Raw genomic sequence first — 18,646 nt, forward strand, 5'->3', positions numbered from 1 at the left:
GGGAGTACGGTGAGCCCAGGTGTGCCGGGAAGCCTGGTCGGCGGTCATTGTTCCATGTCGACCGAAGGGTTTCCCGATGTCTGCGCCTGCGCTGCGAGCTGTCGATCTGACGAAACGATACGGTCGTCTGACCGCCCTGGACCGCCTGACCCTGGACGTGCGGCCGGGTGAGGTCTTCGGCTTCCTGGGGCCGAACGGGGCCGGCAAGTCCACCACCATCCGTCTGCTGCTGGGCCTGGCCCGGGCCACCGCGGGGCGTGCCGAGGTCTACGGGGTCGACGCTGGCGACGTGGCCCGGGCGCATCGATCGCTGGCCTACGTTCCGGCCGACGTGGCGTTGTGGCCGCAGCTGACCGGCGCCGAGATCCTGCACCTGCAGGCGCGGACCGGCCCCGGCACCGACCTGGTCTACCGCGACGAGCTCGTCGAACGGTTCGGCCTCGACCTGTCGAAACCCGCCCGGACCTACTCGACCGGGAACCGGCAGAAGGTGGCACTGGTCGCCGCGTTCGCCACCCGGGCGCCGCTGCTGGTGCTCGACGAGCCCACCAGCGGCCTGGACCCGCTGATGGAACGCGAGTTCCGTGCCGCCGTCGGGCAGGCCCGTCAGCGTGGGCAGACCGTCTTCCTCAGCTCGCATCAGCTCGCCGAGGTCGAAGCCGTCTGCGACCGCGTCGGCATCCTGCGCGCCGGTCGGCTCGTCGAGGTCGCCACCATCGGCCGGCTCCGTGGCCTGCACCGATCCGAAGTCACCGTGTCCTACTCGGGTACCGCCCCGCTGCTGAGCACCGTCGCCGGCGTCGAGTCAGTCGAGACAACCGGGGACGGGCAGCTGCGGTTCACCGTGACCGGGCCGCCGGCTCCCGCGCTGCGGGCGCTGGCCGACGCCGGTATCACTGCCCTTTCGGTACGCGAACCGAGCCTCGAGGAGATCTTCCTCGAGTACTACGGGACGCAGGCCGGGCGATGAGCACCGGAATCCTGCCGAGCCCGGTCACCGCGGGGCTCACCCTGCCGCCCGGGCCGGGCCGGGCGGTCACCGGACTGGCCGTCCGGCAGATCCGCCGCGGCGGCCTCGTCGTCGCGGTCCTCATCACCGGCATGACCGCGCTGGTCACCGCTACCTACGCCCAGGTGATGGCGGATCCGGCCGCCGCCGGCAGCCTCCAGGCACTCGCCGGGAACCCGGCCATCCGTACGCTGTTCGGCTCCCCGATCGGCCTCGACACCGCCGGTGGTTTCACCGTGTGGCGGGTCGGCACGTTCACCGCGGTGCTGCTCGGTGCCTGGGCGATCCTGGCGACCACCCGGATCACCCGCGGCGAGGAGGACACCGGCCGATGGGATGTGCTGCTCGCCGGGCGTGTCCCGTTGCGCGACGCCGTCCTGCGGCACGTCACCGCCGTCATGATCGTCCCGGTGGGGACCGGTTGCCTGCTGGCCGGGGTGCTGATCGCCGCCGGGACGCCGGCCTCCGGCGCCGTGGTGCACGGTGCCGGTACCGGCCTGCTCGGCGTGGTGTTCGTGGCGGTGGCGGCGCTTGCCGCGCAGGTCTTTCCGGCCCGGTCACCGGCGACCGGAACGGCCGTCGCCGTGCTCGGCGTGACCCTGCTGCTCCGCATGATCGGCGACGGTGTCCCCGCACTCGGCTGGGTGCGCTGGCTGTCACCGTTGGGGCTGACCGCGTTGAGCGGACCCTTCGTACACAATCGGGGTCTTCCGCTCGTGATCCTGGCCGTCGCGGCAGCGGTGATCACGCTAGCGGCCCTGGCCGCCGCCGGCCGGCGAGAGATTCGCGGTGGTCTGGTTGCGCCGGCAACCGGTCGCCGGCCCAGGCTCGGACTGCTCGGCGGTGTGGCGGCGTTCGCGGTCCGCCGGGTGCTGCGGCCGTTGACCGGCTGGGCGATCGGCATCGGCGCCTACTACCTGCTGATCGGACTGACCGCCGTGTCCGTCACCGGGTTCCTCGCCGACAATCCCGCGATGGCCGGCCAGGCTGCCGCGGCCGGCTTCGACGGGCTCGGCGCCGTCGTGGGCTTCGCCGCAGTCCTGTTCGCGATCCTCGCCATGCCGGTCGGCGGCTTCACTGCCGTGCGGATGGGCGCGTTCGTCGCGGCCGAGACCGACCGCCGGCTGACCCTGCTGACCGCCCAGCCGATCAGCCGGGCCAGGCTGCTCGGCGCGGAGATCGCGGTGACCATGGGCGCCGGGACCGTGCTGACCACGATCGCCGGGATTGCCACCTGGTCCGGGGTGACGACGGTCGGCGGTGATCTCGGGCTCGTCGCGGCCCTGTCCGGGGTGTGGAACACGCTGCCGCTCGTCGGGCTCAGCCTCGGCGCCGCCGTGTTCGCCACCGGCTGGGCGCCGCGGTGGGTCAGTGTGATCGGCGCTGTGCCCACGACCGGAGGCTTTCTGTTGCTCGTCGTCGCCGAGAGCGTGGCAGCACCGGATGGAATACGTGAGCTGTCGCCGTTCGCCCACCTCGCGGCGGTGCCGCTGACCGGCGTGGACTGGCCTGCCACCGCGGCGATGACGGGCCTGGCCGTGATCCTGACCGTGGCTGGGATCGCCGGCTACCGCAGACGGGACCTGCGGTCGTGAGCCGCTGAACCGCATGTGGCCGGCGAGGTGGTCGCCGGTGCGAGCCGAAGATCACTATCCCTCCGCGCCACCGGGCCGGAACTGCCTGGCACAGGTAGGGTTGGCCCCGGTGCGCCGGGAAGTCTGGTCGGCAAGTTGCTGGACCGACCCCGAAAGTAGGCCTGCCCCGTGAGTGCTGTTCCCCGTGTCCTCGGCCGTGGCTCCTGGGCCGAGGCCCGCCGGATCGCCGACGTGCTGCGCAAAGAGACCATCGGCGGCGCGTTGCTGCTGGTCGGGACCCTGATCGCGCTGATCTGGGCGAATTCGCCGTGGGCGCACCACTACACGACGATGACCGCGTTCACCGTCGGGCCGCACGCCCTGCACCTGGACCTTTCGCTGGCGACGTGGGCGGCCGACGGGCTGCTGGCGATCTTCTTCTTCGTGGCCGGGCTGGAGCTCAAACGCGAGTTCGTGGCCGGTGACCTGCGCGATCCACGCCGGGCCGCGGTGCCGGTCGCTGCCGCGGTCGGCGGCGTCCTGGTCCCCGCATTGCTCTACACCCTGACCAACTGGGGCGGAGCGGTCGAGGGGTGGGCGATCCCGACCGCGACCGACATCGCGTTCGCCCTGGCCGTGCTCGCCGTGGTCGGCCGGAGCCTGCCCACCGCGATGCGCACGTTCCTGCTCACCCTGGCCGTGGTCGACGACCTGCTGGCCATCGTGATCATCGCGGTGTTCTACACCGCACACCTGTCGATCCTGCCGCTGCTGGCGGCGATGGTGCCGCTGGGGTTGTTCGCGGCGCTGGTGCAGCGCCGGGTGCGGTCGTGGTGGTTGCTGCTGCCGCTCGCGTTCGCGACCTGGGCACTCGTGCACGCGTCCGGAGTGCACGCCACCGTCGCCGGGGTCCTGCTTGGCTTCGTCGTCCCGGTGCTGCGGTCGCAGGGTTCGGGGACCGGGCCCGGTCTGGCCGAGCACTTCGAGCACCGGTTCCGGCCGATCTCCGCCGGAGTCGCCGTACCGGTGTTCGCGTTGATGTCGGCGGGTGTCGCCATCGGCGGGCCGGCCGGGCTGCGGGCAGTGGTCACCGATCCGATCGCGGTCGGCATCATGCTCGGCCTGATTCTGGGCAAGCCGATCGGGATCCTGCTCGCGACCTGGCTGACCGCCCGGTTCACCCGCGCCGAGCTCGACACCGGGCTGGCCTGGATCGACGTGGCCGGGCTGGCGCTGTTGTCCGGGGTCGGGTTCACCGTGTCGCTGCTCATCGGTGAACTCGCCTTCGGCACCGGTAGCGGCGCCGACGACCGGGTGAAAGTCGCCGTCCTGCTCGGCTCGCTGATCGCGGCAGGGCTGGCAGCGGTCGTGCTGCGGGCCCGTAATCGCACGTACCGGCGCCTGCACGACGCCGAGCAGGTCGACCGCGACCACGACGACATCCCCGACGTCTATCAGAGCTGACCGGGCGTATCGTCGGGCCATGCGCGCAGCGGACATAGCGACAGCGATGAGCACCGTGGTCGAGAGCATGCCCGCGCGCGAGGCGGCCCGTGTTCTGGCCGCGCAGGACCTGCCCGGGCTGATCGTGGTGGACGGCAAGGGCCGTCCGCTGACCGTGCTGGCCGGCACCCAGGTGCTGCGGATGGCGCTGCCGTCGTACTGCCAGGACGATCCGGCCCTGGCCCGGGTGATCGACGAGGCCGCCGCCGACGTCATCCTGGCCGGTATCGGTGAGCGCACCGTCGCCGACCTGCTGCCGAAGAACCGGCCCGAGCTGCCCGCGGTGCACGCCGACGCGACGTTGCTGGAGGTCGCCTCGGTGATGGCCCGCTCGAACATTCCGCTGGTCGCCGTCGTCGACAAGAACCGGGTGATGACCGGCGCGATCACCCTGGACGGGCTGCTCGACCGGCTGCTCCTCTAAAAAACAAAGAACCGCAACCAGAGGTACGGCACGGCCATCGCCACCGAGATCACGGTGACGATCAGGCCGTACTTCGTGAAGCCCCAGAAGCTGATCCGGTGCCCGGCGCGTTCGGCGATGCCGAGCACCACCACGTTCGCCGAGGCACCGACCGCGGTGGCGTTGCCGCCCAGATCGGCGCCGATCGCGAGCGCCCACCACAAGACCTGAGCCTTGCCGATGCCGCCCTCGGCGTTGACCAGCTCGCTGACGATCGGGCTCATCGTCGCCACGTACGGAATGTTGTCGACGATCGCGGACAGGCCCGCCGACGCCCACAGCATCAGCATGGTGGCCGGCCACAGCTTGCCCGCGACCGCGTCGGTCGCCGACCGGGCCAGGGTGTCGATCACCCCGGTCTCGACCAGGCCACCGACCATGACGAACAGCCCGGCGAAGAACACCAGCGTCGGCCACTCCACGTCCTTGGCGACCTCGGTGGCATCCAGCCGCGACAGCGCCAGCAGCAGCAGGCCGCCGAGCAGTGCCACTACCGACGGCTCCAGGTGCAGCACGACGTGCAGGCCGAACGCGACAAGTACCGCGCCGAGCACGGCCAGGCTGAGCACCACCAGGCGCCGGTCGCGGATCGCGTCGGCCTCGCGCAACGCCATCACCTGTTTGACCCGTTCGGCGTCGTACCGGAAAGCCTTACGGAACATGATCCGGCACAACACCACCAGCACGATCAACACGACCAGCACGAACGGCGCCATCACGCTGAGGAAGTCGTTGAAGGTGAGCCCGGACCGGCTGGCGATGATGATGTTCGGCGGGTCACCGACCAGGGTGGCCGCGCCGCCGATGTTGGATGCGAGGACCTCGGCGATCAGGAACGGCACCGGGGGCACACCGAGGCGCTCGCAGACCAGCAACGTCACCGGCGCGACCAGCAGCACCGTCGTCACGTTGTCCAGCGCAGCCGACACCACGCCGGTCACCACCAGCAGGATCACCATGATCGGGAACGGGCGCCCGCGGGCCTTCTTCGCCGACCAGATCGCCACGTACTCGAACAGTCCGGTGCGCTTGAGCACGCCGACGATCAGCATCATCCCCAGCAGCAGGAAGATGACGTTCCAGTCGATGCCCGCGTCCTCGGAGAAGAACGCGTGCTCGGCGTCGGTGGCACCGAGCGCCAGCATGATCGATGCGCCGCCGAGCGCGACCGCCACCCGATTGATCTTCTCGGTCGCGATCAGCACGTACGCCGCGACGAACACCACGACGGTGATCCAGGAAAGCGTGGTCATCTCGGGTGTGCCTCTCGGATCCGGGCAGCCGTCATCGCTCGCCGACCAGACTTCCCGGCACACCTGCGATCAACCTAGCAGCCGGCACCGCTGGTCAGGATCACGAGGACAGCAGCAACGGCTGCATCAGCACGTAGGCGCACAGCAACACCAGACTCTCGCCGCGGCCGAGTCTCAGGCCGCGGCGGAGCAACGCCCAGGCGAGCCCGTTGGTGACGATCATCGCGACCAGTGGCACCACAGCGGTCCTGATCGCGGTGCCGCCGGAGGCGAGGCCCACCACGGATCCCCCGATCAGGCTGTTGAACAGGTTGCTGCCGAACAGATTCCCGACCGCCAGCTCCGACTCGCCGCGCCGCTGCGCGGCCACCGTGGTGACCAGTTCCGGCAGCGAGGTCCCCACCGCCACGAGGGTGAAACCGACGATCAGCTGGGGGAACACCGCAATCCGGGGCGATCACGGCGGCGTTCGCCACCAGGAGTTGAGCGCCGGCCAGGACCCCGCCCAGCGCGAGGACGACACGAATCGGTTCGGCCCAGCCCGGAACCCGCGCGCCGACCAGTGGGAGTGGCAGGGGCGCCGGGGGAACTCACCTGATCGGTCGCGGGGATCCCGGCTGCCGGGACCGCGCACCGCGGCCTGATCACCGTCGCGATCGGCTGACTACTGTCGGCAATGCTGCGATAAGTGAGGTTCGAGGGTGCGGAGGCTCCGTGGAGACGACATCCAACACAGCGACGGTCCGGTTGCCCGGGTCGAAGTCGGTGACCGCCCGCGCGCTGTTCCTGGCTGCGCTGGCCGACGGCACGAGCCGTCTCATCACGCCGCTGGAGTCGGCCGACACCGTGGCGTTCGCCGGCGCGTTGGCCGCGCTCGGCTTCGCCGTTCACCGGGACGACCAGGTCTGGAGCATCACGGGCAGCCCTTCCGGACCGCCCGCCGGCACCGCGACCGCCTGGTGCCTTGACGCCGGCACCGCGGCACGCTTCCTGCCGGCGCTGGTGGCGCTGGGCAGCGGCGAGTTCACCATCGATGCCAGCGAGCAGATGCGGGCCCGGCCGATGGGGGCGCTGCTGCGCGCGCTCCGGGCCCTCGACGTACGGGTGGAGCCCGCCCCCGGTGACCGGTTGCCGTGGCGGATCGCCGCCGATGGCGTGGCCGGTGGACCGGTCCAGGTGGACGCCGGCACGTCCAGCCAGTACCTGAGCGCCCTGTGCCTGATGGCGCCCGCCACCAAGAACGGCCTGGCCATCGAGGTCCTCGACGAGGTCTCGGTGCCGTACGTGGAGCTGACGCTCGCCATGATGCGGGAGTTCGGTGCGGTCGCCACCCGTGACGGATCGCGGATCGTCGTCGAGCCGGGCACGTACCGGGCGCGGGATTACGTCGTCGAGCCGGACGCGTCCACCGCGTCGTACTTCTTCGCGGCCGCCGCGGTCACCGGCCGGACCGTGACCGTTCTCGGGCTCGGCCGCCGATCGCTGCAGGGTGACCTCCGGTTCGCCACCGAGGTCCTCACCGCAATGGGCTGCCAGGTCACCGTGGATGACGACCGGACCACGGTGACCGGCCCCGCGCAACTGCACAGTCCGGGCGCCGTCGTCATGCGCGACATCAGCGACACGATGATGACCCTGGCCGCCATCGCCCCGTACGCCGACGGCCCGGTCCGGATCACCGACGTGGGCAACGTCCGGTTCAAGGAGTCCGACCACATCGACGCGATGGCCACCGCCCTCGGCGCGTGCGGCATCATCACCCACGCGGGGCCGGACTGGCTCGAGATCATCCCCGGCGTGCCCCACGCGGCGTTGGTGCAGACCCGCGCCGACCACCGCATCGCCATGAGCATGAGCGTGCGGGGCATCCGCACGCCGGGCATCCGCTTCGACGACCCGGACTGCGTACGGAAAACCTTCCCCGGCTTCCACCAGAGCTTCGCCGAACTCCAGCAGGCCTGGCAGCGGTCCTGAGCGGCGCGGCGTCACCCGGCGGGCGGCAGCGGCGATCTATGCCGGGACGTCGGAGGTGGCCCGTGGGGTGGTTCGGGCGCGGGTGAGGATCCCGGCGGCGCCGGTCAGGCAGGCGGCGCCGACGGCGGTCATGACGGTCCGGTATCCGCCGTGGGTGACGAGCAGTCCGGCGGCGGCCAGCGGTGCCGTGGCCTTGGCGAGGGTGACGAAGGCGGCGAGGGTGCCGGCGATGCTGGCGTAGGCGGTGGTGCCGTAGCGGTCGGCGAGCAGCTGCGGGGTGGCGAGGCTGGAGATGCCGAAGCCGAGCCCGAACCCGGTGACGGCGATGATCGCGCCGAGGCGGGTGCCGGCGAGTGCGGGCAGGCTGAGCGCGGCGGCGGCCTGCAGGGCGAAGATGGCGGCGACGACCCGGTGTAACCGCAGACGGCGGGCGGTCGCGGTGAGCAGGAGCCGGCCGGTGACGGACAGCACGCCGAGCAGCCCGGCGACGGTCGCGGCGAAGGTGGCGGGGTGACCGCGGCTGACCAGATAGCCGACGAGGTGGACGGTCATGGTGGTCATCGCAGCGGCGTGGGCGACGAAGGCGGTGGTCAGCCACCAGAACCGGCTGTCGCGGACCGCGGCCCGGATCACGATCCGGCGGTTCGTGATGGCGTGGCGCCGCGACGAGTGCGAGGTTGCTGGTGGGCGGCGCACGACGAGCACGTGCAGCGGGACGGCGACGCTCGCGTAGACGGTGGCGAGGATCAGCAGGGTGGTGCGCCAGCCGTAGCGTTCGGTGAGCCCGCCGGTGAGCGGCATGAAGATGGTGCTGGCGAACCCGGCGACGACGATCATGCCGAGGATCGCCGCCGGGCGGCGGGTGGCGTCGAACCACGAGACCAGGACCGAGGTGGCGGCCTCGTAAAGGGTCATCGCCATCGCGGCCCCGAGCCCCGCGAAGATCAGGTAGAGCTGCCCGACGGTGCGGGCCTGGGACCAGGCCACCAGCATGCCGGCGCCGAGGATCGTGCCGGTGGTCATCAGGGCGCGGCCGCCGTGGCGGTCGAGCCAGCGTCCGACGGGTATGGCGGCCGCGGCCTGGGTGAGGATCGCGGTGGTGAACGCGCCGGTGACGACCGCGGCCGAGGTGTGCAGGCCGGCGGCGATCGGATGCAACAGCACGGCGAAGGCGTAGTAGAGCGTGCCGTACCCGATGGTCTGGGTGATCGCGAAGGCGGCGACGATCCTCCAGCCGTGGGTCACCCGCCGGCCGCGGGCGGCGGCCGGCGCGTTGACGGTGTTCACCGCGGTCAGCAGCAGGTGCCGGGCTGTTCCCGGGCGGGTTCGCCGCCCAAGGTGACCAGGGTGAGGGGTGCGGTGAGCAGCCCACCGGCGACGCCGGTGGCCAGACCACGCCCGGCAGGTTCGGTCGCGGACGGTGCCGCGCCGCAGCAGCCGTCGATGCTGTCGGCGCCGTCGACGGGGTTGCTGTTGCAGACCCCGGTCTCGGGCAGGTCGAGTTGCACGTCGCGGGCGGCGTCCCAGTCGCCGGCCAGGGCGGCGACCACGGAGCGGGCCTGCTCGTAGCCGGTGGCGAGCAGGAACGTGGGTGCCCGGCCGTAGCTTTTGACGCCGATGGCGTAGTAGCCGGGCTCGGGGTGGGTGAGTTCGTCGACGCCGTGCGGCGGGACGGTGCCGCAGGAGTGCTCGTTCGGGTCGATCAGCGGGGCGAGGGCGCGGGTGGACCCGAGGATCGGGTCGAGGTCCAGGCGCAGCTCACCGGTGATGGTGTGGTCGGGCCGGAACCCGGTGGCGGCCACGATCCGGTCCACGCTCACGGTCTGCTCGCCGCCGGACACCCGCACCTGGTCGCCGTCGGCGGTGAGGCTGTCCACGGAGAAGCCGGTGAGCAGGGTGACGGTGGCGTTCCCGACGTGGTCGCGCAGCCGGGAGCCGAGGGCGCCACGGGCGGGCAGCGCGTCGGCGGACTCGCCGCCGTAGGTGCGTGCCGGGCTGCCCGCCCGGATCGCCCAGGTCACCGTCGTGCCCGGCGCCTGCTCGGCGAGGTCGGCCAGCGCGAGCAGGGTGTTGGCGGCGGAGTGTCCGGCGCCGACGACCAGGGTGTGCCGGCCGGCGAACCGGTCCCGGTCCCGGCCGAGCACGTCCGGCAGGGCGGACTCGACGAACGCGGTCGCGGCGGTCTCGCCGTGCGCGGGGATGCCGGCGGCGCCGAGCACGTTCGGGGTGCTCCAGGTCCCGGAGGCGTCGATGACGGCCCGGGCCAGGATGTCCTCACCGTCGGCGAGCCGGACCAGGAACGGGGTGTTCTCGCGGCCGAGGCTGCGCACGCGGTCGAGGCCGAGGCGGGTGACCGCGGCGACCTTCGCGGCGTAGCGCAGGTGCGGTTTGAGGTCGGGCAGGTCGGCCAGGGGCTGCAGGTAGTCGGCGGCGAGCTGGGCGCCGGTGGGCAGTGCGGCGTCGTCGGGGCGGATCCACCCGGCCTGCTCGAGCAGCCGGGCGGCGGCCGGGTCGATGTCGTACCGCCACGGGGAGAACAGCCGCACGTGACCCCAGTCGCGGACGGCGGCGGCCGGCCCGTCACCGGCCTCCAGGACGAGGAACGGCAGGTGGCGTTCGGCCAGCTGGGCGGCGGCGGCCAGGCCGACCGGTCCGGCGCCGATGACCACGACGGGCAGGTCGGGGAAGGTGCTGGTCATGAGTGGGACTCCTTGCGGGAGAAAGGGTCAGAGGTGTGGGCTGCGGCGTTCGATGAGCACGACGTCGCGCCACCGGTGGTCGTACGCGGCGTGACGGCCGAGGCGTTCGCGCACGCCGACGGTGCGGAACCCGCAGGCGGTGTGCAGGGCGAGGCTGGCGGTGTTCTCCGGAAATATCCCGGACTGGATCGTCCAGATGCCGGCCCGCTCGGTGGAGGCGATCAGCGCGTGCAGCAGGGCCCGGCCGACACCGTGTCCCCGGGCGGGCGGGTCGACGTAGATCGAGTGTTCGACCACTCCGGCGTAGACCGGGCGGGCCGACACCGCGGTGACGGCGACCCAGCCCCGCACCGTGCCGGTCGCGTCGGCCGCGACGAGGCGGTGGGCGGGCAGTTTCGCCGTGTCGAACACCGTCCAGGTGGGTACGGTGGTCTCGAAGCTGGCGTCACCACCGTCGAGGCCGGCCTGGTAGATCGCCAGCACCGCGGCGGCGTCGGCCGCCCGCATCGGCCGGACGATCGGGGTGCTCATCGTCGTGCTCCTTCGCCAGTTCGGATTCGACATCTCTTGAATTAGATGCTTCTCGAAACGAAGAGTTGCACGCGGTTTAGATAGATGTCAACCTAGACACATGTCAAAATCAGGCGAGTCGCTCGCGGTCACCGATCCCGCGACGGACGTGCCGTGCTGCCCGCCGCTGGCCGCGCGCCGGATCCCGGCGGCCGCCGCCGCGGTGCTGGCCCCGGCGTTCAAGGCGCTCGGCGACCCGGTCCGGCTGCAGCTGATGTCGATGATCGCGTCCGCGCCCGGCGGCGAGATCTGCGTGTGCGACCTGACCCCGGCGTTCGAGCTGTCCGGGCCGACCATCTCGCACCACCTGAAGACTCTGCGCGAGGCGGGCCTGGTCGACGCGGAACGCCGCGGCAGCTGGGTCTACTACCGGCCCCGGCCGGACCTGATGCGGCAGTTGAGCATCCTGCTCGCCCTCGAAGCCGGCACCGCCTGACGCCAGGCAGGCCCGTTCACCCGCCGTTCGTTTGCCAATCCGGATATGGTTCAGCAATCATTGAGTCAATGAACGCTGAAGCTTTGTCGCTGGTGGCGCGGGCCCGGGTCCACGCCGCCCTCGGCGACCCCGCCCGCCTCGCCATCGTCGACGCGCTCACCCTCGGCGACGCCTCCCCCGGCGAGATCTCGGTGGCCCTGGGCATCCCGACCAACCTGGTCGCCCACCACGTGAAGGTGCTGCAGGACGCCGGCCTGCTCGCACGAACCCGTTCCGAAGGCGATCGCCGCCGCACCTACCTGCGCCTGGTGCCCGGGATGCTGTCCGCGCTGACCGCCCCAGGGCTGGCCGGCGCGGAACGGGTGGTGTTCGTCTGCACCCACAACTCGGCCCGTTCCCAGCTCGCCGCCGCGCTCTGGCGTGACCGGATCGGCGGCACCGTCACCTCGGCCGGCACCCATCCGGCACCGCGGGTCCACCCCCGCGCCGTGCGGGTCGCCCACGACCACGGCCTCGCCCTGGACCCGACCGGCACCCACCACGTCGAGGACGTCGTGCACGACGGCGACCTGATCATCGCGGTCTGCGACAACGCCCACGAGGACCTCACCGGCGACGTCCGGCCCCGCCTGCACTGGTCGGTGCCGGACCCGGCACGCGTCGACACCGACGCGGCGTTCGAGGCCGCCTACACCGACCTGGCCGACCGGATCGACCGGATCGCGCCCGTCCTCACCACCGGAGCCGACCATGACTGACGTCAACCCGGCCGTGATCGCGGCGACGACCGGGCCCAGGCCCGCCATCGCCTTCCGGCGGCGGCTGCTCGCCGAGTTCCTCGGCACCGCACTGCTGGTCACCGCCGTCGTCGGCTCCGGCATCATGGCCACCACGCTCTCCCCGCACGACATCGGCCTGCAACTGCTCGAGAACTCGGTCGCGACCGCGCTCGCGCTCGGCGCGCTGATCCTCACCTTCGGACCGATCTCCGGCGCGCACTTCAACCCGGTGGTGTCGGCGGCCGATTGGTTCCTCGGCCGCCGCGCCGGCACCGGTCTGACGATCAAAAACCTTTGTGGGTACGCCGTAGCGCAGACCTCCGGGGCCGTCGCCGGCTCGGTCCTGGCGAACCTGATGTTCGACCTGGCCCCGGTCACGTTCTCCACCAAGGACCGGGCCGCCGGGCACCTGTGGCTCGGCGAGATCGTCGCGGTCGCCGGGCTGCTCCTGCTGATCTTCGCGCTCGGCCGTTCCGGGCGGGCCGCGGTCGCCCCGGCCGCGGTCGGCGCGTACATCGGCGCCGCCTACTGGTTCACCTCGTCGACGAGCTTCGCGAACCCGGCCGTCACGATCGGGCGCGCCTTCACCGACACGTTCGCCGGCATCGCCCCGGCCTCGGTCCCCGGTTTCGTGATCGCCCAGCTCGCCGGGCTGGTGATCGGCGTCGGCCTGCTCCTGGCCCTCTACCCCACCGACGACCAGACCCCCTGACCACCGCACCCGTCACCGGCCCTCGAGGAAGCACAGCTGATGAGCGACACCAAGCCCACCGTCCTGTTCGTCTGCGTCCACAACGCCGGCCGGTCCCAGATGGCCGCCGGCTGGCTGCGCCACCTCGCCGGTGACCGGGTCGAGGTCCGTTCCGCCGGGTCGGCACCCGGCGAAAAGATCAACCCGTCCGCCGTGGAGGCGATGCGCGAGGTCGGCATCGACATCACCGGCCAGACCCCGCAGAAGCTGGAGTGGGAGACCGCGCAGTCCTCCGACGTGATCATCACGATGGGCTGTGGCGACGCCTGCCCGGTCTTCCCCGGCAAACGCTACGAGGACTGGAAACTCGACGACCCGGCCGGCAAGGGCGTCGAGGCGGTCCGCCCGATCCGCGACGGGATCAAGACCCGCGTCGAAACCCTGCTCGCCGACCTGCTCCCGGCCTGACCCCCGAGCTCCACCTGTTCGAGGACGCGGCGGTGCTGCCTGGTCGCGAACGGCCGACCATCGCCACCTGAACGGCGATCAGGCGTCACCACTGGGGCTCACCAACCCGGATTCGTACGCGAAAACCACGGCCTGGACCCGGTCGCGCAGCCCCAGCTTCTGCAGGATCCGGCCGATGTGGGTTTTGACCGTCGCCTCGGCGACGTGCAGCCGCCCACCGATCTCCGCGTTCGACATCCCCTGCGCCAGCAGCAACAGCACCTCGCTCTCCCGCTCGGTGAGCCCGTGCGCGGCGGCCGGATCCGCGGACCGGTCCACCAGCCGCCCGGCGAACCGGTCCAGCAACCGCCGGGTGACCCGCGGCGCCACCACCGCCTCCCCGCCGGCCACCACCCGGATCGCCGACAGCAACTCCTCCGGCGGCACGCTCTTGAGCAGGAACCCGCTCGCCCCCGCCTGCAGCGCCGCGAACGCCTCCTCGTCGGTGTCGAACGTCGTCAGCACCAGCACCCGCGGCAGCGCCCCCGCCGCGCAGATCTGCCGGGTCGCGGCGACCCCGTCGAGCACCGGCATCCGCAGGTCCATCACCACCACGTCGGCCGCGGTGGTCCGCAGCAGCCGCAGCGCCTCGGCCCCGTCCCCGGCCTCCCCCACCACGGTCATGTCGTCCTGGTAGTCGAGGACCATCCGGAACCCGGCCCGCACCAGGTGCTGATCGTCGACGAGCACCACCCGGATCATCGCGCCACCGCCACGTCCGCGAGCGGGATCAACGCCCGCACCTGCCAGCCGCCACCGGCGTGCGGGCCCGCCGCGAACGTCCCGCTGTACAGGTTCACCCGTTCCCGCATCCCGATCACCCCATGTCCGCCCGGCGTCACCGCCCCCGGCCGATCACCGCTGTCGGTCACCGTGACCTCGACGCTCTCCGGCCGATAATGCACGTGTACGACAGCGCGCGCCCCCGCCCCGGCGTGCTTGATCGTGTTGGTCAGTGACTCCTGCACGATCCGGTACACCGCCAGCACCACGCCCCCGGGCATCTCCGGCGGGGCGCCCTCGACCTCCAGCTCGACCGGCAGACCGGCCCCGCGCGCCCGTTCCACCACCGCGTCGAGCTGGCCGAGGCCGACCGGGCTGCGGTCGGTGAGGTCCTCGGAGTCACTGCGCAGGATCCGCACCAGCTGCTTGATCTCCTCCAGGGCCTCGCTGCCGGTCGAGCCGATCGCGCGCAGCGCTTCCCGGGCCCGTTCGGGATCCCGGTCGAACACGTACGCCGCGCCGTTGGCCTGCAGCACCATCACCGACAGCGAGTGCGCCACGATGTCGTGCAGTTCCCGGGCGATCCGGGCGCGTTCCTCGACCACCGCGATCCGGGCCAGGTGCCGGCCCTCGCGTTCCGCGCTCGCCCGCCCCTGTTCGCCGAACAGCCGCTGCTGGCGCAGGGCCCGGATGCCGAGCCCGGCGGCCCACACCACCGCGCCGTAGCTGAACACCACCCCGAACATCCCTGCCACGTCCTGCGGATTCAGCGTGGCGTCGCCGAACTCGAGCCAGGTCCGCCCCACCATCAACGCCGTGCCGAGCAGCACCGCGGCGAGCCCGGTGAGCACGCCGGTGCGCAGCCGTTCGGTATGGGCGACCGCCGCGTGCGTCGCCACGGCGATCGTGATCAGCAGCATGCCCTCGTGCAGCTGCGAGCCGTGCACCGTGACCGGCGCGGCCGCCGCGGTCAGGGCCGCCACCAGCGCGAGGACCAGCACCGGCCGGCGCCGCCGCCACATCAGCGCCACCCCGGCCAGGACGCCGTAGACGAACCCGCCGAGCGGGAACTGATGCCACCACCAGACCGCCAGCCCGGTCACCGCACCGGAGACGACCAGGTCGACGAGCAACGCCCGGCGCGAGGGAGACCACATGTCGGCGACGCTAGTGGCTCGACCGGCAGACCGGATCATTCGCTCCTCAACTCCTGTGCCTTGGTGAGCCGGGCCAGCAGCGGCAGGCTCGCGGCGGTGACGGCCAGCACCATGGTGATGCCGGCGGTGGTGATCCCGGTGATCGCCGGCCAGTCCAGGTCGACCGGGGCGCCGGTCGCCGACAGCAGGGTCGCCGACAGACCGCCGCCGGTGACCACGGCCAGCGCGATCCCGATCGCGGCCGGAATGGCTACCTGATAGAAAACGGACGCGGACAGCACCCGGCGGGTGGCGCCGAACGCGGTCAGCACGGCCAGCAGCCGCCGCCGTTCGCGCAGCTGCTCGACCACGTTGACGAGCATGCTGGCGCCGATGAACAGCAGCAGCAGGACCGCGCAGGACTGGGCCACCTGCTGGGCGCCCTGGAACTGCCGGGTCAGGTGCTCGTCGCCGTACACCTGCAGCGGCGCGTCCGGAGCCACTCGGGTCATCGTGGTGCGCAGTCGTTCGATCGCGTCCGGGTCACCGGGATCCAGCGTGATCAGGAACGCGTCCGTGGTGGTGCCGCGCAGGTCCGGGCGGATGCCGAGGGCACCGGGGGTGGCCAGGTATTCCATCGGTCCCGCCGCGCTGGTGTAGAGCCGCACGGTGGGCCGGCCGGCCGGCGCGGTCCAGCTGCCGAGCGGCCGGTCGGCGCCGGTGAACGGGACGGTCTCACCGGCGGGCAGGCTCCCGCTCTCCCAGCCCGGCATGGTCGCCACGAAGCTGTCCCCGTCGGCACACGACGGCAGCGGCGCGAACTGGCGCAGCACGTCGCAGTCACCCAGCCGTACCAGATAGTCGCCCAGCTGACCGTAACCGGACATCCGGACCTCGCGCACGCCGGCCGTCGCGGACAGCTCGGTGGCCCAGCCGGTGCCGTCGGCGCCGTTGGTGAAGACCGCGGCCTGGAACCGGTCCTTCGGCGGTTCGGCCTCGCTGGTGGCCGCGACCGACGCGCCGAGCAGGCCTTGGATCGCGATCACCCCGGCCACCGACACCGCGATGCCGGACACCGCCCGCACCGCGGTGTCACTGTCCAGCTGCAACCGCCGCACCCCCAGCTGCCAGGCCACACTGCCACCACCGAGCCGGCGCACCACCGCCTGCACCAGCCACGGCAGCAGCGACACCACCCCGACCAGCAACAGCAGCACCCCGGCCGCGAGCTGACCGCCGGCCAGCAGCGCCACCCCGGCGGCGGGCGGGAGCAGCCGCCACCAGAGCCGCCGGCGCCGCACGATCCCGCGCCGCACCACACCGAGCGGCTCGATGATCACCCGCCGCAGGGCAGAAACGGTCACCAGCACCGCGCCGACCGGCACCAAAATCACGATCGAGGCGACCAGCGTCAACCCCGGTTCCAGATCTTTCGGGTACGGCGTGAAGTCCGCCGGCAGCAGTCCCCCGACGAACGGGCGCGCCGCCAGGAAGCCCAGCGCGCCCACGGCCAGCCCGAGCACCGCCCCGACCAGGCTGTCCCCGGCCGCGATCCGATGGGTCATCCGGCTGTCCGCGCCGACCAGCCGGATCGCGGCGAGCTGGCGCTCGCGGGTCTCGCTGCCGAACCGCACCGCCGTCATCACGAAGATCAGCACCGGCAGCAGCACGATCACCAGCCCGATGATCGCCAGGGTGACCATGGTCGGATCCGCGGCCGACGGCGCTCCCCCGCCGAACGAGGTGACCCGCGTCGCCCCGCCGTCCGGCCTGAGCGTGCCCGAGCCCAGGTAGAAGTAGACCTCGTCCGGCCCGGAGAGCCCGGTCGCCGCGATCGTGCCGGTCACCCGGGCCGGCCAGCGCTCGGCCAGCAGCTCACCGCCGGGACCGTCGAGCAGCGCGGCCAACGCCGGCGAGACGACCAGCTCTCCCGCGGCCGGCACCCGGGACAGGCCGGGCGGCACCGGAGCCCGGGCACCCTCCGCGCGGACCATCCGCCCGCGCACGGTCACGTCGCGGAACCGGGTCTCCACGGTCAGCACCAGCAGCGTGCCCGGCCCGGCCTGCTCGGCGGCAGCGCCGGTCGCCCGGTCGTTACGGCGTTGCTCGCGGGCCGCACCGGCCGTGGGCACGGCCGCCACCAGCAGCAGCATCGCCACGCCCAGCCCCACCCCGGCCGCGATCATGGTGAGCCGCAGCCAGCCGGAGCGCCCACCGGCCACGCTGAGGCGCACCGCCAGGGCCAGGTCGCTCAGCCAGGCGAACCGGCCCCGGGTGAGATCGATGGCGGTCACCGGGCCACCCCCGCGCCGGCCCTCGGTGCGGTCGCCGGCGGTCATCGGGCCATCGCCGAGCCGGCGACCTTGCCGTCGCGGAACACGGCTTCCCGGTCGGCGAACGACGCGATCTGCGCCTCGTGCGTGACCAGCACGACCGCGGCCCCGCGCTCCTTGGCCGCCGCGATCAGCAGCCGCATCACCCGCTCGCCGTTGCGCGAGTCGAGCGCCCCGGTCGGCTCATCCGCGAAGATCACCCGTGGCTCGGTGATCAGCGCGCGAGCCACCGCGACCCGTTGCCCCTGCCCACCGGACGCCTGACCGGGCCGCTTGTCCGCGACATCAGCCACCTCGAGCCGGTCGAGCAGCTCGGCGGCCCGCGCGGACGCCGTCGCACGGCGCACCCCGGCCAGCCGCAACGGCAACGCGACGTTCTCCAGGCAGGTCAGCTCCGGCACCAGCTGCCCGAACTGGAACACGAACCCGAACGCGCTTCGCCGCAGCGCGCTGCGGTGCCGATCGGACATCGCGACAACGTCGTGACCGGCGTACCCGACCCGCCCGGAGTCCGGCGCGATCACCCCGGACAGGCAGTGCAGCAACGTCGACTTTCCCGACCCGGACGGCCCGGTCAGCGCCAGCACCTCCCCGGGGAACACCCGCAGCGACGCGCCGTCCAACGCCCGGGTCACCCCGAACGACTTCACCAGATCCTCCGCGACGAGCAACGGCCGCCCGAGATCTTCTTCCGCTGACACAACCGCTCCCTGCGACGTCGACACCCGCTGACGAGATCGACGCTAAGGACCGTGGCGCGCCGCGGCGTCCACCGCAGAGCGGGCTCCTTGTGTACGACCTAAGTCGTACACAAGGAGCCTGGCTCCTCCTCAGGTCCCGGAACCGGACCGGCCGGTCAGCGGTGAAACACCGCGGCCGGGGCCGGCCCGGGCCGGTTCAGTGCCAGTCGCTGATCGGCATGTCACCGCCCTTGGTGCCGGCGGTCCACCAGCCGGCGAGGCCGTCGACGGTCGTCAGCGAGGGATCCCGGTCCCA

General features: G+C 72.3%; 17 protein-coding genes and 1 pseudogene. 9 read left to right on the forward strand and 9 right to left on the reverse strand.

Annotated features, from left to right (window positions below):
* The first annotated feature begins 76 nt into the window (after positions 1 to 76).
* The 4 genes from Apa02nite_RS29995 (at position 77) to Apa02nite_RS30010 (ending at position 4,510) form a co-directional block, all read left to right on the forward strand.
* Positions 77 to 970 (forward strand): ABC transporter ATP-binding protein, encoded by an 894-nt coding sequence (locus tag Apa02nite_RS29995; protein WP_203828005.1) that lies wholly within the window; start codon positions 77 to 79, stop codon positions 968 to 970.
* Positions 967 to 2,604: an ABC transporter permease gene (locus tag Apa02nite_RS30000; protein ID WP_203828006.1), complete on the forward strand. Its 1,638-nt coding sequence runs from the start codon at positions 967 to 969 to the stop codon at positions 2,602 to 2,604. The genes Apa02nite_RS29995 and Apa02nite_RS30000 overlap by 4 nt, the downstream gene beginning before the upstream one ends.
* 168 nt (positions 2,605 to 2,772) lie before the next feature.
* Complete coding sequence (gene nhaA / locus Apa02nite_RS30005; protein ID WP_203828007.1) at positions 2,773 to 4,047, forward strand: Na+/H+ antiporter NhaA; 1,275 nt, start codon at positions 2,773 to 2,775, stop codon at positions 4,045 to 4,047.
* A gap of 19 nt (positions 4,048 to 4,066) precedes the next feature.
* On the forward strand, positions 4,067 to 4,510 hold the full coding sequence (locus tag Apa02nite_RS30010) for a CBS domain-containing protein (protein ID WP_203828008.1): 444 nt from the start codon (positions 4,067 to 4,069) through the stop codon (positions 4,508 to 4,510).
* Here the strand turns inward: Apa02nite_RS30010 and Apa02nite_RS30015 are convergent.
* Complete coding sequence (locus Apa02nite_RS30015; RefSeq protein WP_203828009.1) at positions 4,507 to 5,802, reverse strand: ArsB/NhaD family transporter; 1,296 nt, start codon at positions 5,800 to 5,802, stop codon at positions 4,507 to 4,509. The two genes, Apa02nite_RS30010 and Apa02nite_RS30015, sit on opposite strands and share 4 nt — an antisense overlap.
* Positions 5,803 to 5,902: 100 nt before the next feature.
* Positions 5,903 to 6,353 (reverse strand): annotated as a pseudogene (locus Apa02nite_RS30020) (sodium:calcium antiporter); the annotation flags it as partial.
* Between the two features lie 163 nt (positions 6,354 to 6,516).
* On the opposite strand from Apa02nite_RS30020, the gene aroA reads away from it, so the two are divergent.
* Positions 6,517 to 7,776, forward strand: a complete 1,260-nt coding sequence (gene aroA, locus Apa02nite_RS30025) for a 3-phosphoshikimate 1-carboxyvinyltransferase (RefSeq protein ID WP_203828010.1) — start codon at positions 6,517 to 6,519, stop codon at positions 7,774 to 7,776.
* Positions 7,777 to 7,812: 36 nt separating this feature from the next.
* On the opposite strand, the gene Apa02nite_RS30030 is transcribed toward aroA, so the two are convergent.
* The 3 genes from Apa02nite_RS30030 to Apa02nite_RS30040 are packed head-to-tail and all read right to left on the reverse strand — an operon-like array spanning position 7,813 to position 11,006.
* Positions 7,813 to 9,063 (reverse strand): MFS transporter, encoded by a 1,251-nt coding sequence (locus tag Apa02nite_RS30030; protein ID WP_203828011.1) that lies wholly within the window; start codon positions 9,061 to 9,063, stop codon positions 7,813 to 7,815.
* A gap of 5 nt (positions 9,064 to 9,068) precedes the next feature.
* Positions 9,069 to 10,475 carry an FAD-dependent oxidoreductase gene (locus Apa02nite_RS30035; protein WP_203828012.1) on the reverse strand — a complete coding sequence of 469 codons (1,407 nt, stop codon included), beginning with the start codon at positions 10,473 to 10,475 and terminating at the stop codon, positions 9,069 to 9,071.
* A gap of 27 nt (positions 10,476 to 10,502) precedes the next feature.
* Positions 10,503 to 11,006 (reverse strand): GNAT family N-acetyltransferase, encoded by a 504-nt coding sequence (locus Apa02nite_RS30040; protein ID WP_203828013.1) that lies wholly within the window; start codon positions 11,004 to 11,006, stop codon positions 10,503 to 10,505.
* 100 nt (positions 11,007 to 11,106) lie between these two features.
* On the opposite strand from Apa02nite_RS30040, the gene Apa02nite_RS30045 reads away from it, so the two are divergent.
* The 4 genes from Apa02nite_RS30045 to Apa02nite_RS30060 all read left to right on the forward strand — a co-directional run bounded on the left by Apa02nite_RS30045 (position 11,107) and on the right by Apa02nite_RS30060 (position 13,419).
* Positions 11,107 to 11,481, forward strand: a complete 375-nt coding sequence (locus Apa02nite_RS30045) for an ArsR/SmtB family transcription factor (RefSeq protein ID WP_203828014.1) — start codon at positions 11,107 to 11,109, stop codon at positions 11,479 to 11,481.
* 68 nt (positions 11,482 to 11,549) lie between these two features.
* Positions 11,550 to 12,239 (forward strand): arsenate reductase/protein-tyrosine-phosphatase family protein, encoded by a 690-nt coding sequence (locus Apa02nite_RS30050; RefSeq protein ID WP_203828015.1) that lies wholly within the window; start codon positions 11,550 to 11,552, stop codon positions 12,237 to 12,239.
* Positions 12,232 to 12,972: an aquaporin gene (locus Apa02nite_RS30055; protein WP_203828016.1), complete on the forward strand. Its 741-nt coding sequence runs from the start codon at positions 12,232 to 12,234 to the stop codon at positions 12,970 to 12,972. The genes Apa02nite_RS30050 and Apa02nite_RS30055 overlap by 8 nt, the downstream gene beginning before the upstream one ends.
* 39 nt (positions 12,973 to 13,011) lie before the next feature.
* Positions 13,012 to 13,419 (forward strand): arsenate reductase ArsC, encoded by a 408-nt coding sequence (locus tag Apa02nite_RS30060; RefSeq protein ID WP_203828017.1) that lies wholly within the window; start codon positions 13,012 to 13,014, stop codon positions 13,417 to 13,419.
* 78 nt (positions 13,420 to 13,497) lie between these two features.
* Here Apa02nite_RS30060 and Apa02nite_RS30065 read toward each other — a convergent pair whose 3' ends face one another.
* From Apa02nite_RS30065 to Apa02nite_RS30080, 4 genes are read right to left on the reverse strand one after another with little or no spacing between them, the layout of a single operon-like run.
* Entirely contained in the window at positions 13,498 to 14,160 is a 663-nt protein-coding gene (locus tag Apa02nite_RS30065; RefSeq protein WP_203828018.1) for a response regulator, read from the reverse strand.
* Positions 14,157 to 15,338: a sensor histidine kinase gene (locus Apa02nite_RS30070; protein WP_203828019.1), complete on the reverse strand. Its 1,182-nt coding sequence runs from the start codon at positions 15,336 to 15,338 to the stop codon at positions 14,157 to 14,159. Before Apa02nite_RS30070 ends, Apa02nite_RS30065 begins: the two co-directional genes overlap by 4 nt.
* Before the next feature lie 35 nt (positions 15,339 to 15,373).
* Complete coding sequence (locus tag Apa02nite_RS30075; protein ID WP_203828020.1) at positions 15,374 to 17,611, reverse strand: FtsX-like permease family protein; 2,238 nt, start codon at positions 17,609 to 17,611, stop codon at positions 15,374 to 15,376.
* Between the two features lie 41 nt (positions 17,612 to 17,652).
* Complete coding sequence (locus tag Apa02nite_RS30080) at positions 17,653 to 18,351, reverse strand: ABC transporter ATP-binding protein (RefSeq protein WP_203828021.1); 699 nt, start codon at positions 18,349 to 18,351, stop codon at positions 17,653 to 17,655.
* Positions 18,352 to 18,646: the final 295 nt, after the last annotated feature.

Source organism: Actinoplanes palleronii (genome assembly GCF_016862315.1).
Classification (GTDB): domain Bacteria; phylum Actinomycetota; class Actinomycetes; order Mycobacteriales; family Micromonosporaceae; genus Actinoplanes; species Actinoplanes palleronii.